Raw genomic sequence first — 20,647 nt, 5'->3', positions numbered from 1 at the left:
CTTTTGCTATGCTCAAGTCCCTCAACCCTCGATCACGGGATCATGGTCCGGAAATTCAGCGGCGGCAACCGCCCAAAGTGATTAGATGCTTAAGGGCTCGCTGCAGATTTTATGAACCTCACGATCTCTATGGCGATCAGCCTCCAATCGTCCCGGCAACCCCTCGTTTCAACAGGCTGCGGGCGATGATCAGTCGCTGAATCTCGCTGGTTCCCTCCCAGATGCGATCGACCCGGAGCTCACGCAGGAAGCGCTCCGCCACGTTCTCACGCATGTAGCCACGGCCGCCAAAGATCTGGACCGCACGATCGGCGACCTTCCATGCCATCTCCGAGGCATAGAGCTTCGCCAGGGAGCAGCGCGCGTGAAGCGACTTCACATCCTCACCGCGATCATGGGCCTCGGCCGCCTCATAGGTGATCAGCCGTGCCGCATGGAGCTCCATGAGGCAGTCCGCCAGCATCGCCTGGATCAACTGGAACTCTGCGATCGGTTGGCCGCCAATGATGCGGCTTTGGGCGAAGGCCGTCGTCTCTTCCAGGAGGCGGGCAGCTGCGCCACAACAGCGGGCGGCGATCATCAGCCGCTCGCGGCGGAACCAGCCATGGGTGAAGGCCATGCCGTCGCCCTCTTCGCCGATCAGATTGTCGGCGGGAACGACGACATCTTCGAAACGATAGATCGGGTGATGATGATCATAGGTGTGGGTGTAGAGCGGGGTGCGCACCAGCTCGATGCCGGGTAAATCCGCCTCGACGAAGAAAAGAGCATGGCCGCCGTCGTTCTCACCGCCGACCACTTTTCCCTGAAAGATGAAAAAATCAGCCTTGTTGCCGCTCGTGACGTGCCACTTCTCTCCGTTCAAGACATAGCCGTTGCCGGAGCGTTTCGCAGTGGCCTCGATATCATCGACATTGGACCCGGCGCCCTCTTCGGTGATGGCGTAGGCCGCGTGGCGCTCTCCCCGCCAGATCGGGTTTATATACCGCTCGACCTGCTCGGCGTTGCAGGCCTCGTACATCCATTGCTGGCCTTCGCCGTAACACCATCCCAGGGCGTTGGTCACGCGGCCGATCTGCTCCACGGCTGCGACCTGGTCCAGGATCGGACTTGCGAGCCCGCCCTGGTGCTTTGGAACGTCCATCCGTGAGAGGCCGAGGCCGATGGCCTTCTCTTCGTGCTGCCGGGCGATATCGGGCGGAATCTTGCCCTCGTTCATCTCGGCTTCGACTTCCCAGGGGATGAGGTCACGGTCCACGAAGTCGCGGATCCGCACGGCCCAGGCTCTGGCGCTTTCCGTCAGCGCGAAGCTCAACGATTCCCTCCCTCGATATGCGGTATGGGTCCTTCGGTCGTGAAGTGCTTCCAGAACACCATGGCGAGCCAGGCAAAGGCTGTGGCACGCGCCTCCTCACGGGAGACATTCCTGAAGGCCGTCAGCAGCTTGAGCCAAAGGCCCTCGAGCAACGCGTCGAGCCCGCGCGCTATATGCTGTTCGTCATAGCCCTCGTAGCCACCCTCGCGCACCAGTCTCGTGCAAAGATCGCGGACCGTCGCCTGGAACTCGTCATCATTGGCGCCGCAATGTTGGAGATAGGCCGGACGGGTCTTGGCCTCGCCCCAGAAGGCGCACCAGGCCGCCAGCTTTCGCCTTGTGCAAATCTTACGATCGAAATCGGCCTCGATGACCGCCGCCAGCTGTGCCGCAGGGGCGGCTCCCGCCTTCGCCACGGCATTGCGCCAGTTGCTGCGATATTCTTCCGAGAGGTAACTCAGGGTTTCGACGAGAAGCTTTTCCTTGCTCTCGAAGTGGAAATTGACGATGCCGCTGGACATTCCGGCGCGGCGGGCCACTTCGGCAATCGTCGTGTCGGAATAACCCTTGGTCGCCAGGGTGTCGATCGTGGCTTCGATCAATTGCTGTCGGCGGACCTCCTTGTGCGCCTTGCGGCTGGGAACCGCAGCGCGTGCCACCTGGCCTGCTATCATCGAGTTCGATCCAATCACGGTTTACGGGCGCGCAGATGCGTCGGCCGATGTTCACCCTTGTCGAGGACGACGATCATCGCTTTCCAGATCTCGATGTTGTGGTCGACGAACTCCTTACCGAGCTTCGCGACCGCCTCGTCATAGATCTCGCCCTGCATCGTCGCCAATTCGTCGCGGGCAACCGTCTTATACCAGTGATTGCGATCGGTCAGCCGGATATCGATGAATCCCGCATCACGAAAAGCACGGCGATAGCGTTCGGGCGAGCCCATTCCGAAACCGAGATGCTCGAGATCGATGTAGTGCTGCATCTCTGCGGAAGGTGCGCCGTCATGGCCGATCATCCAATCGCTGGCCGCGAGAATTCCTCCCGGCTTCAGGACTCGAAAGAGGTCTCGAGCCAAGGCGTCCTTGTCGGGAATGTGGACCATCGCATCCTTGGAGAAGACAATGTCGAAACTCGCATCCGGAAAAGGCAGGGGCCCGGGTTCCACCTTCTTGAAGTCGATCCGACCGCTGAGGCCACGCTCCTCCGCGCGCCGCTCCGCGATTGCGAGGACGGGCCCCTCCACGTCAACTCCCGTCACATGTCCGGCGTGATGCTTCTCCACCAGGTGAAAGTCTATGCCGCCCACGGCACATCCGATGTCGAGAACGTGCTTGTCGCGAAGATCCAGCCCTTCGACGACACGATCGACTTCCTGGGGACCACCAGGCGAAAGCCAACCTTCGCCCCAGACGATCTCGAGCATGCCGATCAATTCATTTGTGTAGGAGTGATCGTCGTCTTCAGTGTCGAGGGTGTCCGCCGTCATCGAAGCCTCGTCATCGTTGCCCGCCCCGTGTTCTTCCGCCTCGTCATCCCCGGGCTTGACCCGGCGATCCAAGACTGTAGGGGGAAGCTTGTACCGTTCGGCCCCCGGGTCCTCCGGTCAAGCCCGAGGACGACGTGCTGTAAACGGTTCATGTTCCAATCGCTCTCACCCCTGCGAGATCATAAGCACCATCTTCCCGCCCGAGCAAGATTCTGATTGACCATTCAATGAGCTGTAGGGCATTTTCTGAATGATTGTTCAATCAACATCGAGGCGCGGCCGCATTGGCTGCACAAACCTCTCGTGATGCTCGCTCAGGTTTGGCTGCCCCGATGGCGACAGGTGCCTCCTGTCGCGCGGGCCAAACCATGGAGACTAAAATGACGACCAGAAATCTGGCGAAATCCAACGCGCATTTCAAAAAGGCCGTGTCTCGGCTGCCTTTGGGCGTGGCGTCAAACTTTCGGTATTGGGGTGAGGACAAGACGCTCTATGTCGATCACGCCAAGGGCGGCAAGATCTGGGACCTCGACGGCAATGCTTATGTGGATTACCGCCTTGGCTATGGCCCGGCGATCCTCGGCTATGCAGACGACCGAGTCGATGCGGCCGTGATCGAGGGCATGAAGGTCGGTGGTGTCTTCGCGCTCGCCACCGAGAAGGAATACGAAGTCGCCGACCGGATCGCTCAGATGGTGCCTTCGGTCGATCTCGTGCGCTTTTCCAATTCCGGCACCGAGGCGGTGATGGCTGCGCTGCGGCTGGCGCGCGCCTTCACCAAGAAGGATGGCTACGTTCTCCATGAAGGCGGCTATCACGGGCTCTTCGATGCGGCCATGTGGGCGGCCAACATGTCGGAATGGGTCCCTGGGTCCAACATCGATCCGACCGTCATTCCCTATGGCCAGGGGATTCCCAAGGTCGCTCGGCAGCTTCTTCATATGACGCCGATGAACGACGCCAACAGGGTAGAGAGCATCTTCAAAGCCCATGCCGATGAGATCGCGGCCATCCTGATCGAGCCGATCATGGGCAATTGCTGCGGGATCACCGCCGATGCGGCCTATGTGAAAGCCGTCCGTGAGCTGTGCACGAAATATGGCGTGCTGATGATCGTGGACGAAGTCAAGTCCGGCTTCCGCGTCGCCCGCGGTGGGGTCCAGGAGCTGTTCGGCATCGAGGCCGATATCTCGACCTTCGCCAAGGCGCTGGCCAATGGCTATCCGATTTCGGCCATCGGGGGGCGCGAGGAGATCATGCGCAAATTCGGGCAGGGGGTCGCTCATGGGGGCACCTATACCGCGCATTCCGTCTCGATCGCAGCAGCGGCAAAGACCCTTGAGATCATTCAGGAAACGCCAGCCCTGGAGACCATCGCGCAGTATGGCAAGGACATGCAGAAGGGCATGAGCGCCGTGTTGAATGCGCGCGGGATCGTGCATTCCTTCTCTGGACATCCGTCCATGGGCGGTCTGTTCTTTGCGGAAAATCCGCCGAAGAACTACCGCGACTGGCGGACCTCGGATTATACTTTCTACGATACGATGGCTCAGCACCTGCACGATCAGGGCGTGCTCTGCGAGCCGGACAGCCGCGAGCCTTGGTTCATCTGCGAGGCCCATGACAAGGGCTGCCTAGAGACGACGCTGAAGGGTTTCGAGGTGGCCGTCGACCTGACGCTTGAGCAGCTCAAGGGGCGGATGAGCGCGGCGTCCTGATCCTTCGGGACGGCCCTGTGGGCCTCCTCCGGATGAGGTAGACCTCAATCCTCATCCTGAGGTGCTCGCGCCAGCGAGCTCGAAAGATGCGCGGCCGGCAAGAACAAGAGGGGCAGGGGCCACATGAAGTCATACGACGCGATCGTCGTCGGTGCCGGGCACAATGGCCTGGTCGCCGCGAGCTATCTGGCCAAATCCGGGCTCGATGTCATCGTGCTGGAAAAGAACGAGTATATCGGAGGTGCCACGGTCAGCCGCGAGCTCTATCCGGGCTTCAAATATTCCAACTGCTCCTATGTCTGCTCCCTGTTCCGGCCCGAGATCATGCGCGATCTGGAACTGCCCAAGCACGGACTGCAGGTCATCCCCTATCAGGGAGGCGCCGTCCTGACCCAGGATGGCGGCTATCTCGCGACGTACAAGAACCACGAGGCCAACCGGCGCGAGCTGGCTCGCTTTTCGCGGCGCGACGCAGAGGCTTATGACGAATATTCTGCCGAGGTATTGCGTCAGTGCCGATTCATCCGGCCACTGCTGATGCGGGCACCGCCGGATCCCACCTCGTTCAAGCCCCGCGACATCGGCGAACTGCTGTTCCTGGGCAAGAAATTTCATGGCCTGACGGAAGCCGAGATGTACGACATCGTCCGGTTCTGGACGATGTCGATCGCCGAATTCCTCGACGAGTATTTCGAGACGGACGTGGTGAAGGCCTATTTCTGCGTCTCGGGCATCATCGGCACGGCACTCGGTCCCTATTCACCGGGTACGGCCTATGTGCTGCTGCATCATTACATGGGAGAGGTCGATGGCAATGTGGGGGCCTGGGGCTTTACCCGCGGCGGCATGGGCCAGATCGCCAACACCCTAGCGACGGCGTTCCAATCTTATGGTGGCGTGATCCGGACCTCGGCGCCCGTGGACAAGGTGATGGTCAACGCCGGCGCCACCACCGGAGTCGTTCTGGAGAATGGCGAAGAAATCCGAGCGAAGCTCGTCCTCTCCAATCTCGACGTGAAGCGCACCTTTCTCAAGCTGGTCGAGGAGAAAGAGCTGCCCGAGACCTTCCTGCGCGGGGTCAAGCGGTTCAAGATCCGCGGCTCGTCGGGGAAACTCAACATCGCGCTGGATGGGTTGCCAAAATTCCCCGCCCTGCCGGACGATTCTCCCTGCTATCGCGGTGACCTCCACTTCACCGATTCAGTGGAGCGCATGGAGCGGGCCTATGACGACTGGAAACGGGGTCATTTTTCGCGCGACCCGTTCCTCGACATGCTGATCCCGACCCAGATCGATCCGACCATGGCGCCGCCCGGCAAGCACTACATGACCTGCTTCATCCAATATTGTCCGCCCTTCATCGAGGGAAAGCCGTGGACGGATGCCGATCGCGACGCTTTCGGCCAGACGGTGATCGACCAGATCGCCGAGTACAGCCCGAACTTCAAGGATCTGATCCTGCATGCGGAGGTGAGAACGCCTCGTGAACTGGAGGCCGAGGTCGGTCTTACCGAGGGAAACATCTTCCAGGGTGAGCTGACATTCGACCAGCTGCTGTTCAACCGGCCGGTCCCCGGATATGCGCAGTATCGCGCGCCGGTCCGTGGTCTATACATGTGTGGATCATCAACCCATCCGGGTGGCGGCGTCATGGGTGCACCGGGTCGGAATGCTGCGGCCGAGGTGCTGCGCGACCTCAAGAAAAAGCCGGTCGAGATGAGCGACGCCTATGCCACCCTCTAAGTCCTACGACGTCATCGTCATCGGGGCCGGCCATAACGGGCTGGTCGCAGCGGGTCTGCTGGCCAAAAAGGGCCGCAAGGTTCTGGTTGTCGAGGCCGACAGTGTCGTCGGCGGAGGCGCCCGGACCGTGGAGATCGCACCAGGGTTCAAGGTCTCCGGCCTTGCCCATGTTCTGACGCATCTCCACTCCGAAGTCATTTCCGGGCTCGACCTCGAGCGTCACGGGCTCAGCCTTTCCGCCAGCGACATCGATACGATCGCGCTCGATGCAGGGGGTCGTCACCTTCGCATCCGGCGCGGCGATGTGGAGGCGCTGTCGGGACAGCTCGACCCGGCGGACAAGGCAGCCTGGTCCGCTCTGCATGTGAAGCTGTCGCGCGTTGCCGGCGTCCTCAAGCCGTTCCTGGCAAAGACGCCGCCGCGCTTCGATTTCGGCTCGACAAAGGACATCATGACGCTCGGCAGCCTCGGGCTGGCGATCCGCCGTCTCGGACGCGAGGACATGCGCGAGTTCCTGCGTATGGTGCTCATGAACATCGAGGATGTGCTCGATGACGAGATCGAGGATGTCGGCCTGAAGGGAGCCATCGGCTTCGATGCTGTCCTCGGGACCCATATGGGGCCACGGTCCCCCAATTCGCTGATGACTTATTACTTCCGCCTGGCTGGGGACAGCGGAAGCATGGGCGGTGCGCTTGCACTGCCCAAGGGCGGCATGGGGTCGGTTGCGGATGCTCTGGTCAAGGCTGCCCAGGCGGCCGGGGCCGAGATCCGCACCGACTCCGTGGCCGCGCGCATTCTCGTCGCAGAGGATCGTGTCACCGGGGTGCGTCTCGCCAGCGGCGAGGAGATCCAGGCCAAGGTCGTCGTCTGCGGCGCCAATCCGCGGACGACCCTCATGGATCTGGTCGGTGCCCGCCATCTCGACACGGGCATGGTCCGGCGACTGAAGTCCATCCGCATGAAAGGCAATGTCGCCAAGCTCAACCTGGCACTGGACGGCGTTCCGGCCTTCAGGGGGCTCGAGACGCGTCATCTGGCCGGACGGCTCGTCATTTCGCCTTCGCTCGCGGAGCTGGAAGAGGCTTTCAACCCGGTCAAGTATGGCGAAGCCTCCGTCCTGCCGGCCATGGAGCTGGTCATACCGAGTATGACCGACGCGTCGCTCGCGCCAGCGGGAAAGCACGTGCTGTCAGCCAATGTCATCTATGCGCCCTTCGAGCATAAGGATGGCTGGGAGACCGCGCGGGGAGGATTCGAGGCCTCCATTCTCGATCGGCTCGAGCGGTATGCCCCCGGCATCAAGGACCAGATCGTCGCCTCGGACCTGCTGACGCCCGCGGACATCGAGCAGCGCTACCGCATGCCGGGCGGTCATTGGCACCATGGCGAACTCACTATCGATCAGATGTTCATGCTGCGACCCGTCCCCTTCGCCGCGCAATACGACATGCCCATCGGCGGGCTCTATCTCGCCTCCGCCGGCTGTCATCCTGGGGGGCACATCATGGGAGCTGCGGGGATGAACGCGGCGAAGCGCGTCCTGGAGCGGGAGGGCAAGTGATGAAGCCGATCGACAAGGGCCATTTCCGCACTCCGCTGCTGCCGACACCTTTTGCCGAGCGCACGAGGCCCCTGAGCAAGCTCGGCTCCTATATTCCCTGGGCCGGGTACCTCACCGTCAACATCTATGAAGAAGAGGAGACGGAGTATTTTGCGCTCCGGAATCAGGCGAGCCTCTATGACCTGACGCCGATGGTGAAGTATCGCATCGAGGGCCCCGACGCGGAGGATTTCCTGAACCGGCTGACGGTCCGTAATGTGACGAAGCAGAAACCGGGGAGGGTTGTCTATACAATCTGGTGCGACGATGATGGCAAGGTCATCGATGACGGCACCATTTTTCGGCTGACTCCCACCCGTTTCCGACTGTGCTGCCAGGAGCGGCATCTTCCCTGGCTCCTCGATTCCGCCATCGGCTTCCAGGTCGAGATCGAGGAGGAGACCGACGACATCGCCGCCCTCTCGCTGCAGGGGCCAACCTCCTTCTCCGTTCTCAAGCGGGCAGGGTTCAAGGGGGTCGAAACGCTGAAGCCTTTCGATCTGCGGGAGTTCTCGCTGGCGAATGGGGCCACGGTGTTGATTTCGCGCACCGGGTTCACAGGCGATCTCGGCTACGAGCTGTGGACCGATGTGGACAATGCCCTGCCGCTTTGGGACATCCTGTGGGAGGCTGGCCCGCTGTACGGGCTGAGGGCAGTCGGGTCTCATGCGCTGAATATGGCGCGCATTGAGGCAGGGTTCATCCAGACCAACGGGGACTTTATCGCCGCCAACCAGGCGGTGCGACGCGACCGGCCGCGCTCGCCCTTCGAGATCGGCCTGGAGTGGATGCTCAGCTTCGACAAGGGCCACTTCAACGGCCGGCGCGCCCTGCTGGCCGAGAAGGAGCGGGGAACCTCCCGCTTCTGTCTCGTGGGCCTGGAGATCGAGGGCAATGTCGCGGCCGACCACTCGCTGATCTATCACAAGAAATCCAAAGAAGTCGGGCACATCACCGCCGCCTTGTGGTCGCCGACGGCAAAGCGGAACATCGCCATCGCCACGCTCAAGCGTCCCTATGGCGTGAAGGTGGTGGATGACCTCTGGGTCGAGATCTATGCCATGCGAGAGCTGGAATGGCAGAAACTCATGTTGCGCGCCTGGATCGTGCCGAGGCCATTCTTCGATCCGCCGAGGAAAAAGGTGACGCCGCCCGGGCGGTTCTAGAGCGAGCCTCGAAGGACCAGCCAAGGACTCTTCCATGCCGCCCCATCGCCTTGACCCACTGCTGAAGCCGCGCTCGCTTGCCGTCGTCGGCGCCAGCCGGCGGCCCGGATCGGTCGGCAATTTGATGATCCGTCAATTGCTGCAAGGCGGCTATGGTGGAGCGCTGCATGCCGTCAATCCAGGTTATGACAGCGTGGAGGGAGTTCCATGCTTTGCCACCTTGGCAGAGCTGCCCCGGGTCCCAGAGCATGCGGTGTTCGCTCTCTCAGATGACCGCATCGAGGGCGAGTTCAGGAGCGCTATTGCTCAAGGCATCCGTGCCGCCACCATCGTCTCGGCGCTCGCCGGCGAGACCTCGGACAGCGTGTCCCGTCGGGATCGAATCGGAGAGATGGCCCGGAGCGCGGGCATTCTCCTCTGCGGCGGCAATGGCATGGGCTTCTACAATTTCGCTGCCGGAGTTCGTGTCTGCGGATTTCAAACCCGTGAGAGGCACGAGCCCGGGGGCGTGACCTTGATCAGTCATTCAGGCTCGCTTTTCACGGCTCTCCTCGATGCAGAGGAGCGCATTGACTACAACCTTGCGGTCTCGTCCGGTCAGGAACTCGTGCTGACTCTTGCCGACTACATGGATTTCGCCCTCGAACAGGCTGAGACGAGGGTGATCGGCCTGTTCATGGAAACTGCCAGAGACCCCGGCGGATTCCTCCTGGCTCTGGAGAAGGCCGCTGCCCGCCGGATCCCGGTCGTCGCGCTGAAGGTCGGGCGCAGCGAAGCGGCAGTCCGCTTCACGGAGACTCATTCAGGTGCGCTGGCGGGCGATGATGCTGCGTATCAGGCCGTGTTCGAGGCCTATGGCGTCTCCCGCGTCACGTCGATCGACGAATTGGCCGCGACGTTGATCGCCTTCCAATCAACGCCGGCCATCGGGCCTGGCGGCCTCGCCACACTCCATGATTCCGGTGGTGAGCGCGCCCTGTTCGCCGATCTCGCCAGTGATGCGGGTACCGCCATGGCGGCGCTGTCGCCCGCGACCATCGGCCGGCTGACCGCGGCCTTGGATCCCGGCCTTGCCGCCGCCAATCCGCTGGATGCCTGGGGCACGGGGCGCAATTATCCAGACAACTTCCATGCCTGTACAATGGCTCTTGCCGAGAACGAGGACACGGCGGCTGTCGCGCTCGTGCTCGACCGCGGTGTTGGCGGGCGCATCTTTAGCGACTATTTCGACATGGCTGCCCATGCTGGACGAGCATCGGGCAAGCCCGTTTTCATCGTATCAAACCACCAGGGCAGCGGGGCCGATCCGAGGGCGAACGACTCCACACGGGCGGGCATTCCGGTGCTCGACGGCGTTCCGGTTTTCCTCAGGGCCTATGGCCATCTGACGAGATGGCGCGACTTCGTTCCGGCACGCAAGGTGAGCCTCGACCCCATCCATCATGAATGGCAGGAGCGGTTGGCCTCCGGCAGTCCACTCGACGAAGCTCAGTCGCTCGGCCTGCTCGCTGCTGCCGGCATCACCATCCCGAGGCACCGGATGGTGACTTCTCTGGGCGATACGATCGCGGCAGCCGGAGACATAGGTTATCCGGTGGTTCTGAAATCCGCCGCGCCAGGCCTCGCGCACAAATCGGATGCAGGCGGCGTACGCCTCGGCCTCACGGGTGAGGCTTTACTTTCAGAAGCCTTCGCGGACATCGCGAGCCGCCTCGGTCCGCAGATGATTGTTGCCGAGATGATCACTTCACCGGCCATCGAAATGCTCCTAGGGATGATCCATGATCCGGATTTCGGCCCTATCGTCCTGCTCGGCTTCGGCGGCATCCATGCCGAGATCCTTCAGGACGTCCAAGCGCTGCTTCCCCCTTTCGAGGCTGACCAGGCCCTGATCGCCCTGCAACGCCTCAGGCTGCGCCCTCTGCTCGATGGAGTCCGTGGCGGACCCGCGGGGGATATCCAGGCGTTCTGCACCTCAGCTTCAGCGTTCTCTCATCTGGTGTCACAGCTTGGACCGTGGCTGGACGCCATGGATGTCAATCCCGTCCTTGTGACAGCGACAGGATGCGTGGCGGTGGATGCGCTCGTCAAACTGCGCTCCTCTCAAGCGAAATCGTCTCCTTCGGTCGAGGACACGTCGGATTGCAGCCACTCGTGAAAGCTGCCGAGAGCTGGCTCACCCTTGCGACGCATCCCCCTGGAATAAGCGAGGCTCTGCAGCCGCTGCTGCATCGCCTCGGCGCGACGGGCTGCGGATTTCAGTGCCGGTGATGCTGCCCACTCGCCGGGCCAGTCGGCCCGTCCGAGCCGGTCACCGGCGGCGTATCCCACCGAGAGCAGGCTGGTTCGGCCGGGACCCTTCGGGAGAACCGATATCGCCTGAACTATTCCGTCGCTCACCGAAAGAAAGAGGTTCGGATAGAGAAAGCAGTGCTGACCCGGATCGCCGCTCTGTTCGAGGCCATCCTTCGCCCCGGAGGCGGTCTTCAAGGGATCTTGGTCGAGTATGGCAATGCGCACGGACTCGAATTCCTCCGTGTGCGCGCTGGCTGTTTCGCCATTGTAGAGGAGGGTTTCGACCACCGCCTTCCAATCGGCTCCACATTCGCAGGTCTCCCGCCAGACGACTTGGTTCAGGCCCGACAAGCCCGCCAAGGGGTTGGCTGGCCATACCGCCAGACGATCGGACATGAGCCTGGGGGCATCACCGAAGTTTACGAAGATGAAATTCGCGGCAACGTCGACTGCGACAGGTCGCAGTGCCAGATTGCTTTCCGCCAAATGCGTTGCATTTCGCACGGCCCCTTTGAGATCAAAGGCCAGGCCAGGATCGTCTATCGTGATTATTGATCCCGTTACCCCCTGCTCTCCTTCGACAACCGGAATCGGACGGTGGGGAGCGACGTTATGGAAGGCCCTGATGAGGCCGTCGGGACCACGGATTACGAAGGCGTGCTCGCCGGCGACTGCCAGGGTCCGGTAGCAGCCGGTGTCCGGAATCTCGCTCTCATGGCCCATGAAGTGCCAAGCGTGGCGGTAAATGTCTGTGCGTTCGAGTTGATACCGCTTGGAGTCTGTATAGGCGGACGCTGGTAAACTGGCATAAGGGCTGATTGATGCCGGCAAAGAACGCGGGATCGCCTCCGGTCGTGGCGGCACAAAAAATGCGGGGAAGAAATTCGCGAGGTATCGATGGCATAGCTCGATCGCTCGATGTCGATCAAAGTCTTGCCATTGAACCAGGATTTCCTGCCATAGACCATCAAGGACGCCGCTCAGGCCAAAGGCGATCGAATAGGCATCCAGAGGACGACCCTCGCGCTGCACCAGTTCCTTGATGAGGGCCTCGATCCGCTTTTGCTGTGCGGCGTCAACGCCGCCACAGAGAGACAGATATTCGTCTCTCGCCCGCGTTTCGCCCCAGAACGCCGACCAGACAGCGACTTTCTCCGGAGACGCCACAGCGTGATCCAAACTGGTAACGATCACACCGCTAAGCGCCGCCACCGGATCTCCCGCCGCCCTCTCGACGGCGAGATCAAATGCAGAATTATATTCGTTGGCGATGTGCTTCAGGGTGGCGGTGAGAAGAGACTGTTTGCTGTCGAAGTGAAAGTTCACCATTCCAGCAGTCAGTCCGGCAAGGCTTGCCACTTGCTGGAGAGTTACCCGGGACAGTCCGTGAAGGGCGATGGCATGAACGGCGGCGTCAATTAGTTGTTGACGACGACGATCTGGTGACTGCCGCTCTCTGACAGGATCCCCCTGCGGCTGGCCCGCTTTCGACATGTTGCGTTACGCGCCCTGCGTCGAGGAAATATCCATCCTATCCCAGCCGTAGAGGCGCGCAATAGGTGTCAGGGACGTGTGCGTCTCGGCGGCTGAGGCTCGTTGGCCGGCTTGGGGGTCAGATCGGGAGGATCACTCGCCGGAAAGCTGTCATTGAGAGCTTTCTCCAACTCCTTGTCGTCCTGCTTCTTCGGCTGTTCGGTCTTTTTATCCGGCATGTTCCGTCCTTTCGGTCCTCTGCAGCAGAAACGATACGAGTGCTCTCGAGGTTCCGGGAGGAGCGATTTTGCTGATGGTCAGGACGTGGGAAGCTGCAGGTCGTCAGGGGCGCCAAAGTGGCTGAAATAGCGGTTGTTGATCGACGTCACGGGAAGGATGATCAGAACGTCGACGGTGTTGAACTGATGATCCACGACGGCGCCGTCACCGATATAGGCTCCGAGCCTGAGGTAACCCTTGATCAGCGGCGGCAGGCTGCGCATCGCCTGCCGAGGATCCACCGGAGGAAGACCGGGAGAGTCCATCGGTACATAGCGATCCGGCTGGGCTCGGACGTACCATTCAGCGGGAGCCGAGAACTCGTCGTGCAAAAATTTGAGGGGCAGGCGAAGGGCGTCCAAATCGGTCCCTTCGAGGCTCGCACATCCCAGCATCACATCGAGCTGATGCAGCCGGACATAATTCCAAATCCCCTGCCAGAGCAGCTCCACGACGGGTTTCGTACGATAGGGCTTCAGAACGCAGGAGCGACCGAGCTCAAGAAATTTCAGTGCAGGCTTGCTGCCGACGAGGGTTGCAATGTCAAACTCGTCCTGGGTGTAGAAACCGGCGTTCCGTTGCGCCACCTCCTGGCGCAGCAGCCGGTAGGTGCCGACGACCTGAGCATCGCCGATGCGGATGGCGTCGCTGCTGGTGTCTCCGTTCTCGGTCTGCAGGACCAGCAGGTGATCACAGATGGCGTCGAAGGCGTCGGCGTCACGGCGCCAGATCAGGGTCTCGGCGGAGGCCCGGGCGTTCAGCTCCTCGTAAAAGACCCGGTATCTCAGGGACTGCGCGGCAGCCACGTCATCGGGGTCCCGGGAGAGGCGGACCTCAAGAGACCCCTTTCGGCCAAGCAAGGTACTCGCCGATGGGGTCGCGTTGCTTCGGCGTGTGAGGGTGTCTGATTCTTGTTGAAAGTTCGCGGTGGCACCCATCGCTTGTGATCCTGCCTGACTTGCGACCGTCACAAGCCGCTATGTTCCCGTAGGCCCGGAAAATGACGTTACTGTCTCACAAACCCGATCACGGTGAAAGATTCAAGAACCTTGCTCGTTGGTTTCAATGAGGGGGTGCCGATGCGGGGCGCTTGGGAGGCGACCAGTGGCTTACAGTCTTCATGACGGCGCCGGCTGCGGATTGCGACACCTGGAGCGTCGGCGCTGATAAAGCGTGGGCCATGGCCTCCTGCAGTTCCGCAAGCCGGAATGGTTTGACGAGATAGTAGTCCATGCCCGCGGCCAGGCAGGCGAGGCGATCCTCTTCCAGCGCGTTGGCTGTGAGGGACACGATCGGCAGCCGGCGCCCGTCGCCAGATGACGCCTCCTCGGCACGGATCTGGCGGGTCGCCTCCAGACCATCCATGTCGGGCATCTGGATGTCCATCAACGCCAAATCAAACGGTTGTCCCTCGGTGTCGATCGACCCCCTGGCCGCCTCCACGGCGTCAAGACCGGTTTTCACATGGGTCACCTTATGTCCGACCCGCTCAAGCAGGACCCTGGTCAGCATGGCGTTGATCCGATTGTCTTCGACGAGGAGGATCGACAGGGGTCTGTCAATCCTGGGTTCGGGAGGCCGGGCGCCCTCGCTGCGCCGGGGTCCTTTTTGCTCCTTGGCACCACCGACATGGGCTGAAGGGGGCAACCAGCGCCGGAGAGAACTGCGCCGGAGCGGCTTCACGAGGTATCCGGCATAAAGCTCCGATATCAAAGGCAGGACGTCGCTCCGCTCTTCAGCGGTGAGCAACAGCCAGATCCTTGGAAGCGACCCAGGCCTGCCTATTGCGTCGATGGCAGACACGAAGTCAGCCGACAGGTCACTGTCCACCAGCACGAGCAATTGTGACAGAGGTCCCGAGGCTGGTGCTTTAGCGATGGCATCCACAACGCTTCCAAGGCTCGCGGCATCCGGACATCGGTGTACAACGGCGCCGTCGCCTTCCAAATAGGCCTGCAGGAGCTCTGCCGGGGTCCCGTCGCTCATGACCAAAAAGGCCGTCATCCCTTGGAGCGGCGGCGGAATTTCCTCCTGGGACTCTGCGGGAACAACGCCTTCCACGGCGATCTCGAAACGGAAGGTCGTGCCTCTCGAGGGCGTACTGCGAACGTTCAGATCGCCACCCATCCGTTCAACAAGACGACGGGAAATGGTCAGTCCCAGGCCGGATCCGCCATAGCGCCGCGCATTCCCGGACTCGACCTGAGAGAAGGCGTCGAAGATGAAGGGGATCTTATCGGGATCGATGCCAATGCCGGTGTCCGTCACCGACCACTCGGTGAGATAGGGGCCCGCCCGGGCAGTTCCACCGAGGTCGTTCTTCAGGCATACCCGGACCGCTATGCCTCCACTCTCCGTGAATTTCACAGCGTTTCCGGCAAGATTGATCAGGATCTGCCGAAGCTTCGGGCCGTCAGCGACGATCTCCTGAGGCAAGGCGGGGTCGACAAAGCAGGCGATTTCGAGATTCTTTGCATGGGCTCGGGGGGCGAGGAGTTCCGTCACGTTCTCGACCATCTCGGTGAGATCGAAAGGGGCGAGGGTCAAGTCAACCCGGTCTGACTCCGCTTTGGACAGATCCAGGATCTCGTCGATGAGCGACAGGAGAGCGCGACCGGAAATGTCGGCCGTCCGCATGTAGGACCGTTGCTCCGGGGTGAGATCGGTGCCCATCAGCAGGTCGAGCATTCCCAGCACGCCATTCATCGGGGTGCGGATCTCATGGCTGATGGTCGCCAGGAACATCGATTTGGCCCGGTTGGCTGCCTCCGCGTCGTCGCGGGCCCGCCTGATCTCCTCGATGGCCGAAACCTGGGCCGTGATGTCGCGGCCGACACTTTGAATTTCCAACAAGCGGCCGTCGGGCGCGAGGAGGGCAGCGCTCTCCCAAGACAGCCAGCAGTGGCCCGTTCGAGTTTGCAGTTTCTGTTCGAAACTGAGCCTGTGGGGCGGCAGCGACAGCTTTGCGTCCGCCTCGCTGTGAGTCATTCCCTCGAGGACCTTGAAATTGAGGCCTTCGACGAGGGCTGTCTCGCTGGTGGTGCCGAAGAGGCGCTCGAAAGCTGCATTCACGAAGGTGATATGACCGTTCAGATCCCTGTGGAAAATGGGATCGGCCTGATTGTCGATGAGCTGGCGGTATCGGGCTTCGCTGTCCCGACGCTTTTCGAGCTGTGGCGCCACTCGGGCCAACTTTCGTGTCGCCATCAGAGTGAACACGCCAGCTCCGACGCATGCGAGAAAGGCGACGGCAATCATCGCCTCCACGGTCGCCGAGACAGAAGGAGCCAGCGCAATCCAACCCGCTATGAGGATGACGGCCACCAGTCCGAGACAGGCCAGGAGCAGATGCAGATCCCTCGTCGGAAGATCGACAGTCGGCTCGTCGTGAAGCCCAAAGGAGGCCCGGCCTGAGCTCCTGTCGAGGACCGGTACCGGGTCGGAGGGCAAAAAACTGTGCGAAGAGGAGTCGACCACTCAACCGGATCCCTGCTGCGCCGCCCGCAGGCCGCATTTGCTGCACCTTAGGACAGAAACCGTGTTCGGGCCACGAGATCAAGGCCCGAGGACGGGACTCCCATGGCATCCTCGGACCGAAAGCCGGCCATCATGCCGCAAGCCTCTGGTTCCGCATTTCGTTTCGATAGGTCAGGGCTTCGGCCACATGGGCCCTGGTGATCGTCTCCATGCCCGCGAGATCGGCCAGGGTCCGGGCGACCTTCAAAACTCGATGATAGCCCCGCGCAGACAGACGGATGCGCTCCGCGACGTCGCTCAGCAGGCGGCCTGCAGCCGGATCGGTTGGTGCGATGGTCTCCAGGACCTCGCCATCCGCCTCGGCATTGGTCGAGAGGTGGGAAAGCCCCAAGCCACGAAACCGCGCCCGTTGCAGGGCGCGTGCGGCAGCGACCCGGGCTGCCACCTCGGCACTGCCTTCGCGGGCGGGAGGCAAAGCGAGGTCACCGATCTGGACCTGGGCCACATCGATGACGAGATCGATACGGTCGAGGAGCGGGCCTGAAAGCCGCGCCTGATAGTCGGTCGCGCACCGTGCGCCGCGTGCGCAAGTGAAGCCAGCATCTCCGGCGCGCCCGCAGCGGCAGGGGTTCATCGCGGCGAGCAGCTGGAACCGGGCGGGGTAGGTGATGTGATGGTTGGCGCGGGCCACCACCGTCTCACCGGTCTCCAGGGGCTGGCGCAGAGCCTCGAGGGCGCGAGGCTGAAACTCCGGCAACTCGTCCAGAAACAACACCCCGCGGTGAGCCAGGGCCATCTCGCCCGGACGGGCACGCAAGCCGCCGCCGACCAGGGCCGCCTGGCTGGCCGAATGATGCGGGGCACGAAACGGTCGGCTGCGGCTCAGCCGTCCACCGGCGAGCTCGCCGGCGACGGAGGCGATCATGCTGACCTCCAGCATTTCCTGAGGCTCCATCGGAGGCAGGATCGAAGGCAGGCGTTGGGCCAGCATCGACTTGCCTGCGCCGGGGGGCCTACCATCAGCATGTTGTGGCCTCCGGCGGCGGCGACCTCCAAAGCGCGTTTGGCCGCCTCCTGTCCCTTGATGTCGCGCAAGTCGTTAAAGCGGGGAGGATCCACCAAGAAGCTCACCACAGGGCGGGATAACATCTGTGCGCCCTTGAAGTGATTGACCAGTTGGATGAGGTTCGCCGGCGCCAGAATGTCGACACCCTCGCCCGCCCAGGCGGCTTCAGGACCGCAGTCCTTGGGGCAGATGACGCCAAGCCCGCGGGCGTTCGCCGCGACGGCGGCCGGCAGAGCCCCGGCCACGGGCGAGATCGAGCCGTCCAGGGACAGTTCACCGAAGACCAGGTAACGCGACAGCGCCTCGCCGGGAATGACGCCCAGTGCCGACAACAAGCCGAGTGCGATCGGCAGATCGTAGTGGCTGCCCTCCTTCGGCAAGTCGGCGGGGGCCAGATTGACGATGATGCGGCGCGGCGGGAAAGCAAGCCCGATCGCCGTCAGGGCAGAGCGCACCCGTTCACGGCTCTCGGCGACCGCCTTGTCACCAAGACCGACAACGATGAAGCTGACCATGCCCGACGAGATCTGCACCTGCACGTCGACGGGTACAGCCTCAATGCCCTGAAAGGCCACCGTTCCAATATGCGAGATCACGACCGCCCCCGGCTGCATGTGGCAACAGGCTAGCGCGCGGCGGATCCATGCACAAGAACAAAAAAAGAACATCGTCAGAGGGCTGACGATCTCAGCGCTTGTCTTCGATCGCGTCCCAGATCAAAGCGGCGATGTCGGCGCCGCCGAAGCGCTTCACTTCGCGAATGCCCGTGGGCGAAGTGACGTTAATCTCCGTCAGCCAGTCGCCGATGACATCGATGCCGACGAAGATCAGGCCCCGCTGCTTCAGCTCGGGTCCGATGGCTTCGCAGATCTCATGTTCCCGGCGGGTCAGCTCGGACGGCTCAGCCCGCCCTCCCACATGCATATTGGAGCGCGCCTCACCCAAAGCGGGCACGCGATTGATGGCGCCCACGGCCTTGCCGTCCACCAGGATCACGCGCTTGTCGCCCTTTCGCACCTCGGGCAGATATTTCTGCACGATGAACGGCTCGCGGAAGGATTGTTCGAAGAGTTCGACCAGGGAGGCCAAGTTCTCGTCGCCGTGGCTCAGCCGGAACACGCCGGCGCCGCCATTTCCGAAGAGCGGCTTCAAGATGATGTCGCCGAACTCGTCCTTGAAGGCGCGGATCGCATCGCGGTCACGGGTGATGAGGGTCGGCGGCATGAATTCGGGAAAGCGGGTGACGAAGATCTTTTCCGGCGCGTTACGTACTTCGGCAGGGTCGTTGACCACAAGCGTCTTGGGGTGGACCTGCTCAAGCAAGTGCGTGGTCGTGATGTAGGACATGTCGAAGGGCGGATCCTGCCGAAGCAGAATCACATCGCTATTCGACAGATCCTCCACCCGCCGATCGCTGAGGGTGAAGTAATCCCCAGGTTCGTCGCGCAGCTCCAAGCTGGAGCCGGGCGCCATCAGCTTGCCGTCGCGCAGGCTCAGGGCCTTGGGGACGTAATAAAAAATCTCATGACCGCGGTGCTGGGCCTCCAACAGCATGGCGAAGGTCGAGTCGCCCTTGATGCTGATGGATTCGATGGGATCCATCTGAACGGCAATCTTCAACGGCATGGAGCCCCCCGGGGACAGAAACGCACATCACGGCGAGCGATGAGAGCCGGCCGTGAAGGCGTCCGCGATATGCTGGGGCCATAGGTAGGGCTGCACAACAACCATGTCAAAGCGGTAGTTGTGCCCCGAGAGGCTAGGGTGGCGCGGCAGCCAATAATGGGCGGCCCGCATGATCCGTTGCTGCTGGCGCGGCGTCAGCACCTCCAGCGTGGCCGCGTTCCGGGCCCGCTGCTTCACCTCCACAAAGATGATCAGAGAGCCGCGAACGGCGATCAGATCTATCTCCCCGAGGGGGGTCTTGGTGCGTCGCTCCAGAATGCGGAAGCCCTTGAGGCGGAGCAGGAGGGCGGCGACCGATTCGGCCCGATGGCCGCGCCGATAGGCCTGCCGGCGAGAGAGCTCAGGCGTCCTTTCCGCCATCGCTCGCCTCCTTCAGGGCCAGCGCGCGGGCGTAGACGCGCTTCCGCGGCAGGTTCAATGCTTCGGCGACATGCGCTGCGGCGCGGCTGGCCGACATTGTGCGGAGAGCCGTCAACACCTCGGCATCGATGTCGCCATCGTCGGTTTCCTGGGCTGCCGCGTCAGGCGGGCCGATCAAAAGGGTAATTTCCCCCCGCACGCCCCCGCGCACTGCGATCGCCGCTGCGACCTCCTCGGCAGTACCGGTCAGGGCCTCCTCGTGCAGCTTGGTCAATTCCCGCGTCACGGCAACGGGCCGGTTTCCCATGACCTCCGCGACACTGGCCAGTGCCGCTTCGATCCGCTGGGCCGATTCAAAGAAGATCAACGTGGCCGGGACATCGGCGACCTGGGCCAGATGACGTTTTCGATCACCGGCGCGGTTGGGCAGAAAGCCGGCGAACATGAAGCTGTCACTCGGGAGCCCGGAAATCGTCAGTCCTGCCAGCACGGCGCTGGGGCCCGGGATCGCGTGCAAGCGGATCCCCCGGTCGCGCGCTTCATGGACAAGCTTGTAGCCGGGGTCAGAGACAAGCGGGGTGCCGGCATCACTCACGAGCGCTATCGCCGCACCCTCCTGAAGGCGATCCAGAATGCCCGGCCGCACCTTCGCGGCATTGTGATCGTGGTAAGGTTCCAGTTTCGTTCCGATGCCGTACCGCGTTGTGAGCTTCCGCGTGACCCTCGTGTCCTCGCACAGGATCGCGTCGACACCCGCCAATGTCTGCAGGGACCGTAGGGTTACGTCCGCCAGATTGCCGATCGGCGTCGCCGTCACATGCAGCCCGGGCTCGGCGCGCGCCGCCGAGAAGCTACGACCCTCGATGACGAAACGCCGCGTTGCCTCGCCGGATTCGATCGAGGATGGATCAACGTTCAGTGGTCTGGACAAGTTAGGCTTTCCATCATTGCGGCCTTTCGATAGCTTACGCGAAGCT

Annotated in this window: 15 protein-coding genes and 1 pseudogene; 5 read left to right on the top strand and 11 right to left on the bottom strand. The window is 62.3% G+C overall.

The genetic code is table 11. From position 1 onward, the window contains the following. Nucleotides 1-136: 136 nt before the first annotated feature. From FKM97_RS00985 to FKM97_RS00975, 3 genes are read right to left on the bottom strand one after another with little or no spacing between them, the layout of a single operon-like run. Nucleotides 137-1,315 (bottom strand): acyl-CoA dehydrogenase family protein, encoded by a 1,179-nt coding sequence (locus tag FKM97_RS00985; protein WP_143957272.1) that lies wholly within the window; start codon nucleotides 1,313-1,315, stop codon nucleotides 137-139. Beyond that, on the bottom strand, nucleotides 1,312-1,989 hold the full coding sequence (betI, locus tag FKM97_RS00980; RefSeq protein ID WP_143957271.1) for a transcriptional regulator BetI: 678 nt from the start codon (nucleotides 1,987-1,989) through the stop codon (nucleotides 1,312-1,314). Before betI ends, FKM97_RS00985 begins: the two co-directional genes overlap by 4 nt. 14 nt (nucleotides 1,990-2,003) lie before the next feature. Next, nucleotides 2,004-2,804, bottom strand: a complete 801-nt coding sequence (locus FKM97_RS00975) for a methyltransferase domain-containing protein (protein ID WP_143957270.1) — start codon at nucleotides 2,802-2,804, stop codon at nucleotides 2,004-2,006. A 380-nt stretch (nucleotides 2,805-3,184) separates the two neighbouring features. Here FKM97_RS00975 and FKM97_RS00970 point away from each other — a divergent pair, with 380 nt between their 5' ends. From FKM97_RS00970 to FKM97_RS00950, 5 genes are all read left to right on the top strand, one after another. Further along, nucleotides 3,185-4,522, top strand: a complete 1,338-nt coding sequence (locus FKM97_RS00970; protein WP_170240671.1) for an aspartate aminotransferase family protein — start codon at nucleotides 3,185-3,187, stop codon at nucleotides 4,520-4,522. Nucleotides 4,523-4,645: 123 nt separating this feature from the next. Then, complete coding sequence (locus FKM97_RS00965) at nucleotides 4,646-6,265, top strand: phytoene desaturase family protein (protein WP_143957268.1); 1,620 nt, start codon at nucleotides 4,646-4,648, stop codon at nucleotides 6,263-6,265. After that, nucleotides 6,252-7,829: a phytoene desaturase family protein gene (locus FKM97_RS00960; protein ID WP_143957267.1), complete on the top strand. Its 1,578-nt coding sequence runs from the start codon at nucleotides 6,252-6,254 to the stop codon at nucleotides 7,827-7,829. Before FKM97_RS00965 ends, FKM97_RS00960 begins: the two co-directional genes overlap by 14 nt. Continuing rightward, the gene (locus FKM97_RS00955) at nucleotides 7,829-9,034 is read left to right on the top strand and encodes an aminomethyl transferase family protein (RefSeq protein ID WP_143957266.1); all 1,206 of its coding nucleotides are present in this window, start codon (nucleotides 7,829-7,831) and stop codon (nucleotides 9,032-9,034) included. Before FKM97_RS00960 ends, FKM97_RS00955 begins: the two co-directional genes overlap by 1 nt. Nucleotides 9,035-9,068: 34 nt before the next feature. Continuing rightward, nucleotides 9,069-11,192 (top strand): acetate--CoA ligase family protein, encoded by a 2,124-nt coding sequence (locus FKM97_RS00950; protein ID WP_143957265.1) that lies wholly within the window; start codon nucleotides 9,069-9,071, stop codon nucleotides 11,190-11,192. Here FKM97_RS00950 and FKM97_RS00945 read toward each other — a convergent pair. The 8 genes and pseudogenes from FKM97_RS00945 to rsmI form a co-directional block, all read right to left on the bottom strand. After that, entirely contained in the window at nucleotides 11,138-12,823 is a 1,686-nt protein-coding gene (locus tag FKM97_RS00945; RefSeq protein ID WP_143957264.1) for a TetR family transcriptional regulator C-terminal domain-containing protein, read from the bottom strand. The genes FKM97_RS00950 and FKM97_RS00945 overlap by 55 nt on opposite strands. A 68-nt stretch (nucleotides 12,824-12,891) precedes the next feature. Continuing rightward, entirely contained in the window at nucleotides 12,892-13,041 is a 150-nt protein-coding gene (locus FKM97_RS26165) for a hypothetical protein (protein ID WP_170240670.1), read from the bottom strand. Between the two features lie 78 nt (nucleotides 13,042-13,119). Further along, the gene (olsB, locus tag FKM97_RS00940; RefSeq protein WP_143957263.1) at nucleotides 13,120-14,019 is read right to left on the bottom strand and encodes a l-ornithine N(alpha)-acyltransferase; all 900 of its coding nucleotides are present in this window, start codon (nucleotides 14,017-14,019) and stop codon (nucleotides 13,120-13,122) included. Between the two features lie 124 nt (nucleotides 14,020-14,143). Then, nucleotides 14,144-16,558, bottom strand: coding sequence for a PAS domain-containing hybrid sensor histidine kinase/response regulator (locus FKM97_RS00935; protein WP_143957262.1), 2,415 nt, complete (start codon nucleotides 16,556-16,558; stop codon nucleotides 14,144-14,146). 130 nt (nucleotides 16,559-16,688) lie between these two features. Continuing rightward, nucleotides 16,689-18,220: pseudogene (locus tag FKM97_RS00930) on the bottom strand (YifB family Mg chelatase-like AAA ATPase). 91 nt (nucleotides 18,221-18,311) lie between these two features. Further along, nucleotides 18,312-19,250: a glutathione synthase gene (gene gshB / locus FKM97_RS00925; protein ID WP_143957261.1), complete on the bottom strand. Its 939-nt coding sequence runs from the start codon at nucleotides 19,248-19,250 to the stop codon at nucleotides 18,312-18,314. A 27-nt stretch (nucleotides 19,251-19,277) separates the two neighbouring features. Continuing rightward, a complete protein-coding gene (locus tag FKM97_RS00920; RefSeq protein WP_143957260.1) occupies nucleotides 19,278-19,670 on the bottom strand; it encodes a YraN family protein in 393 nt (130 codons plus the stop codon). Further along, nucleotides 19,651-20,601, bottom strand: coding sequence for a 16S rRNA (cytidine(1402)-2'-O)-methyltransferase (gene rsmI / locus FKM97_RS00915; protein ID WP_246104886.1), 951 nt, complete (start codon nucleotides 20,599-20,601; stop codon nucleotides 19,651-19,653). Before rsmI ends, FKM97_RS00920 begins: the two co-directional genes overlap by 20 nt. Between the last annotated feature and the right edge of the window lie 46 nt (nucleotides 20,602-20,647).

This window comes from Rhodoligotrophos appendicifer (assembly GCF_007474605.1).
Taxonomy (GTDB): domain Bacteria; phylum Pseudomonadota; class Alphaproteobacteria; order Rhizobiales; family Im1; genus Rhodoligotrophos; species Rhodoligotrophos appendicifer.
The sequence above is the reverse complement of the archived record's forward strand: the minus strand, read 5'-3'. Positions and strand labels throughout refer to the sequence as shown.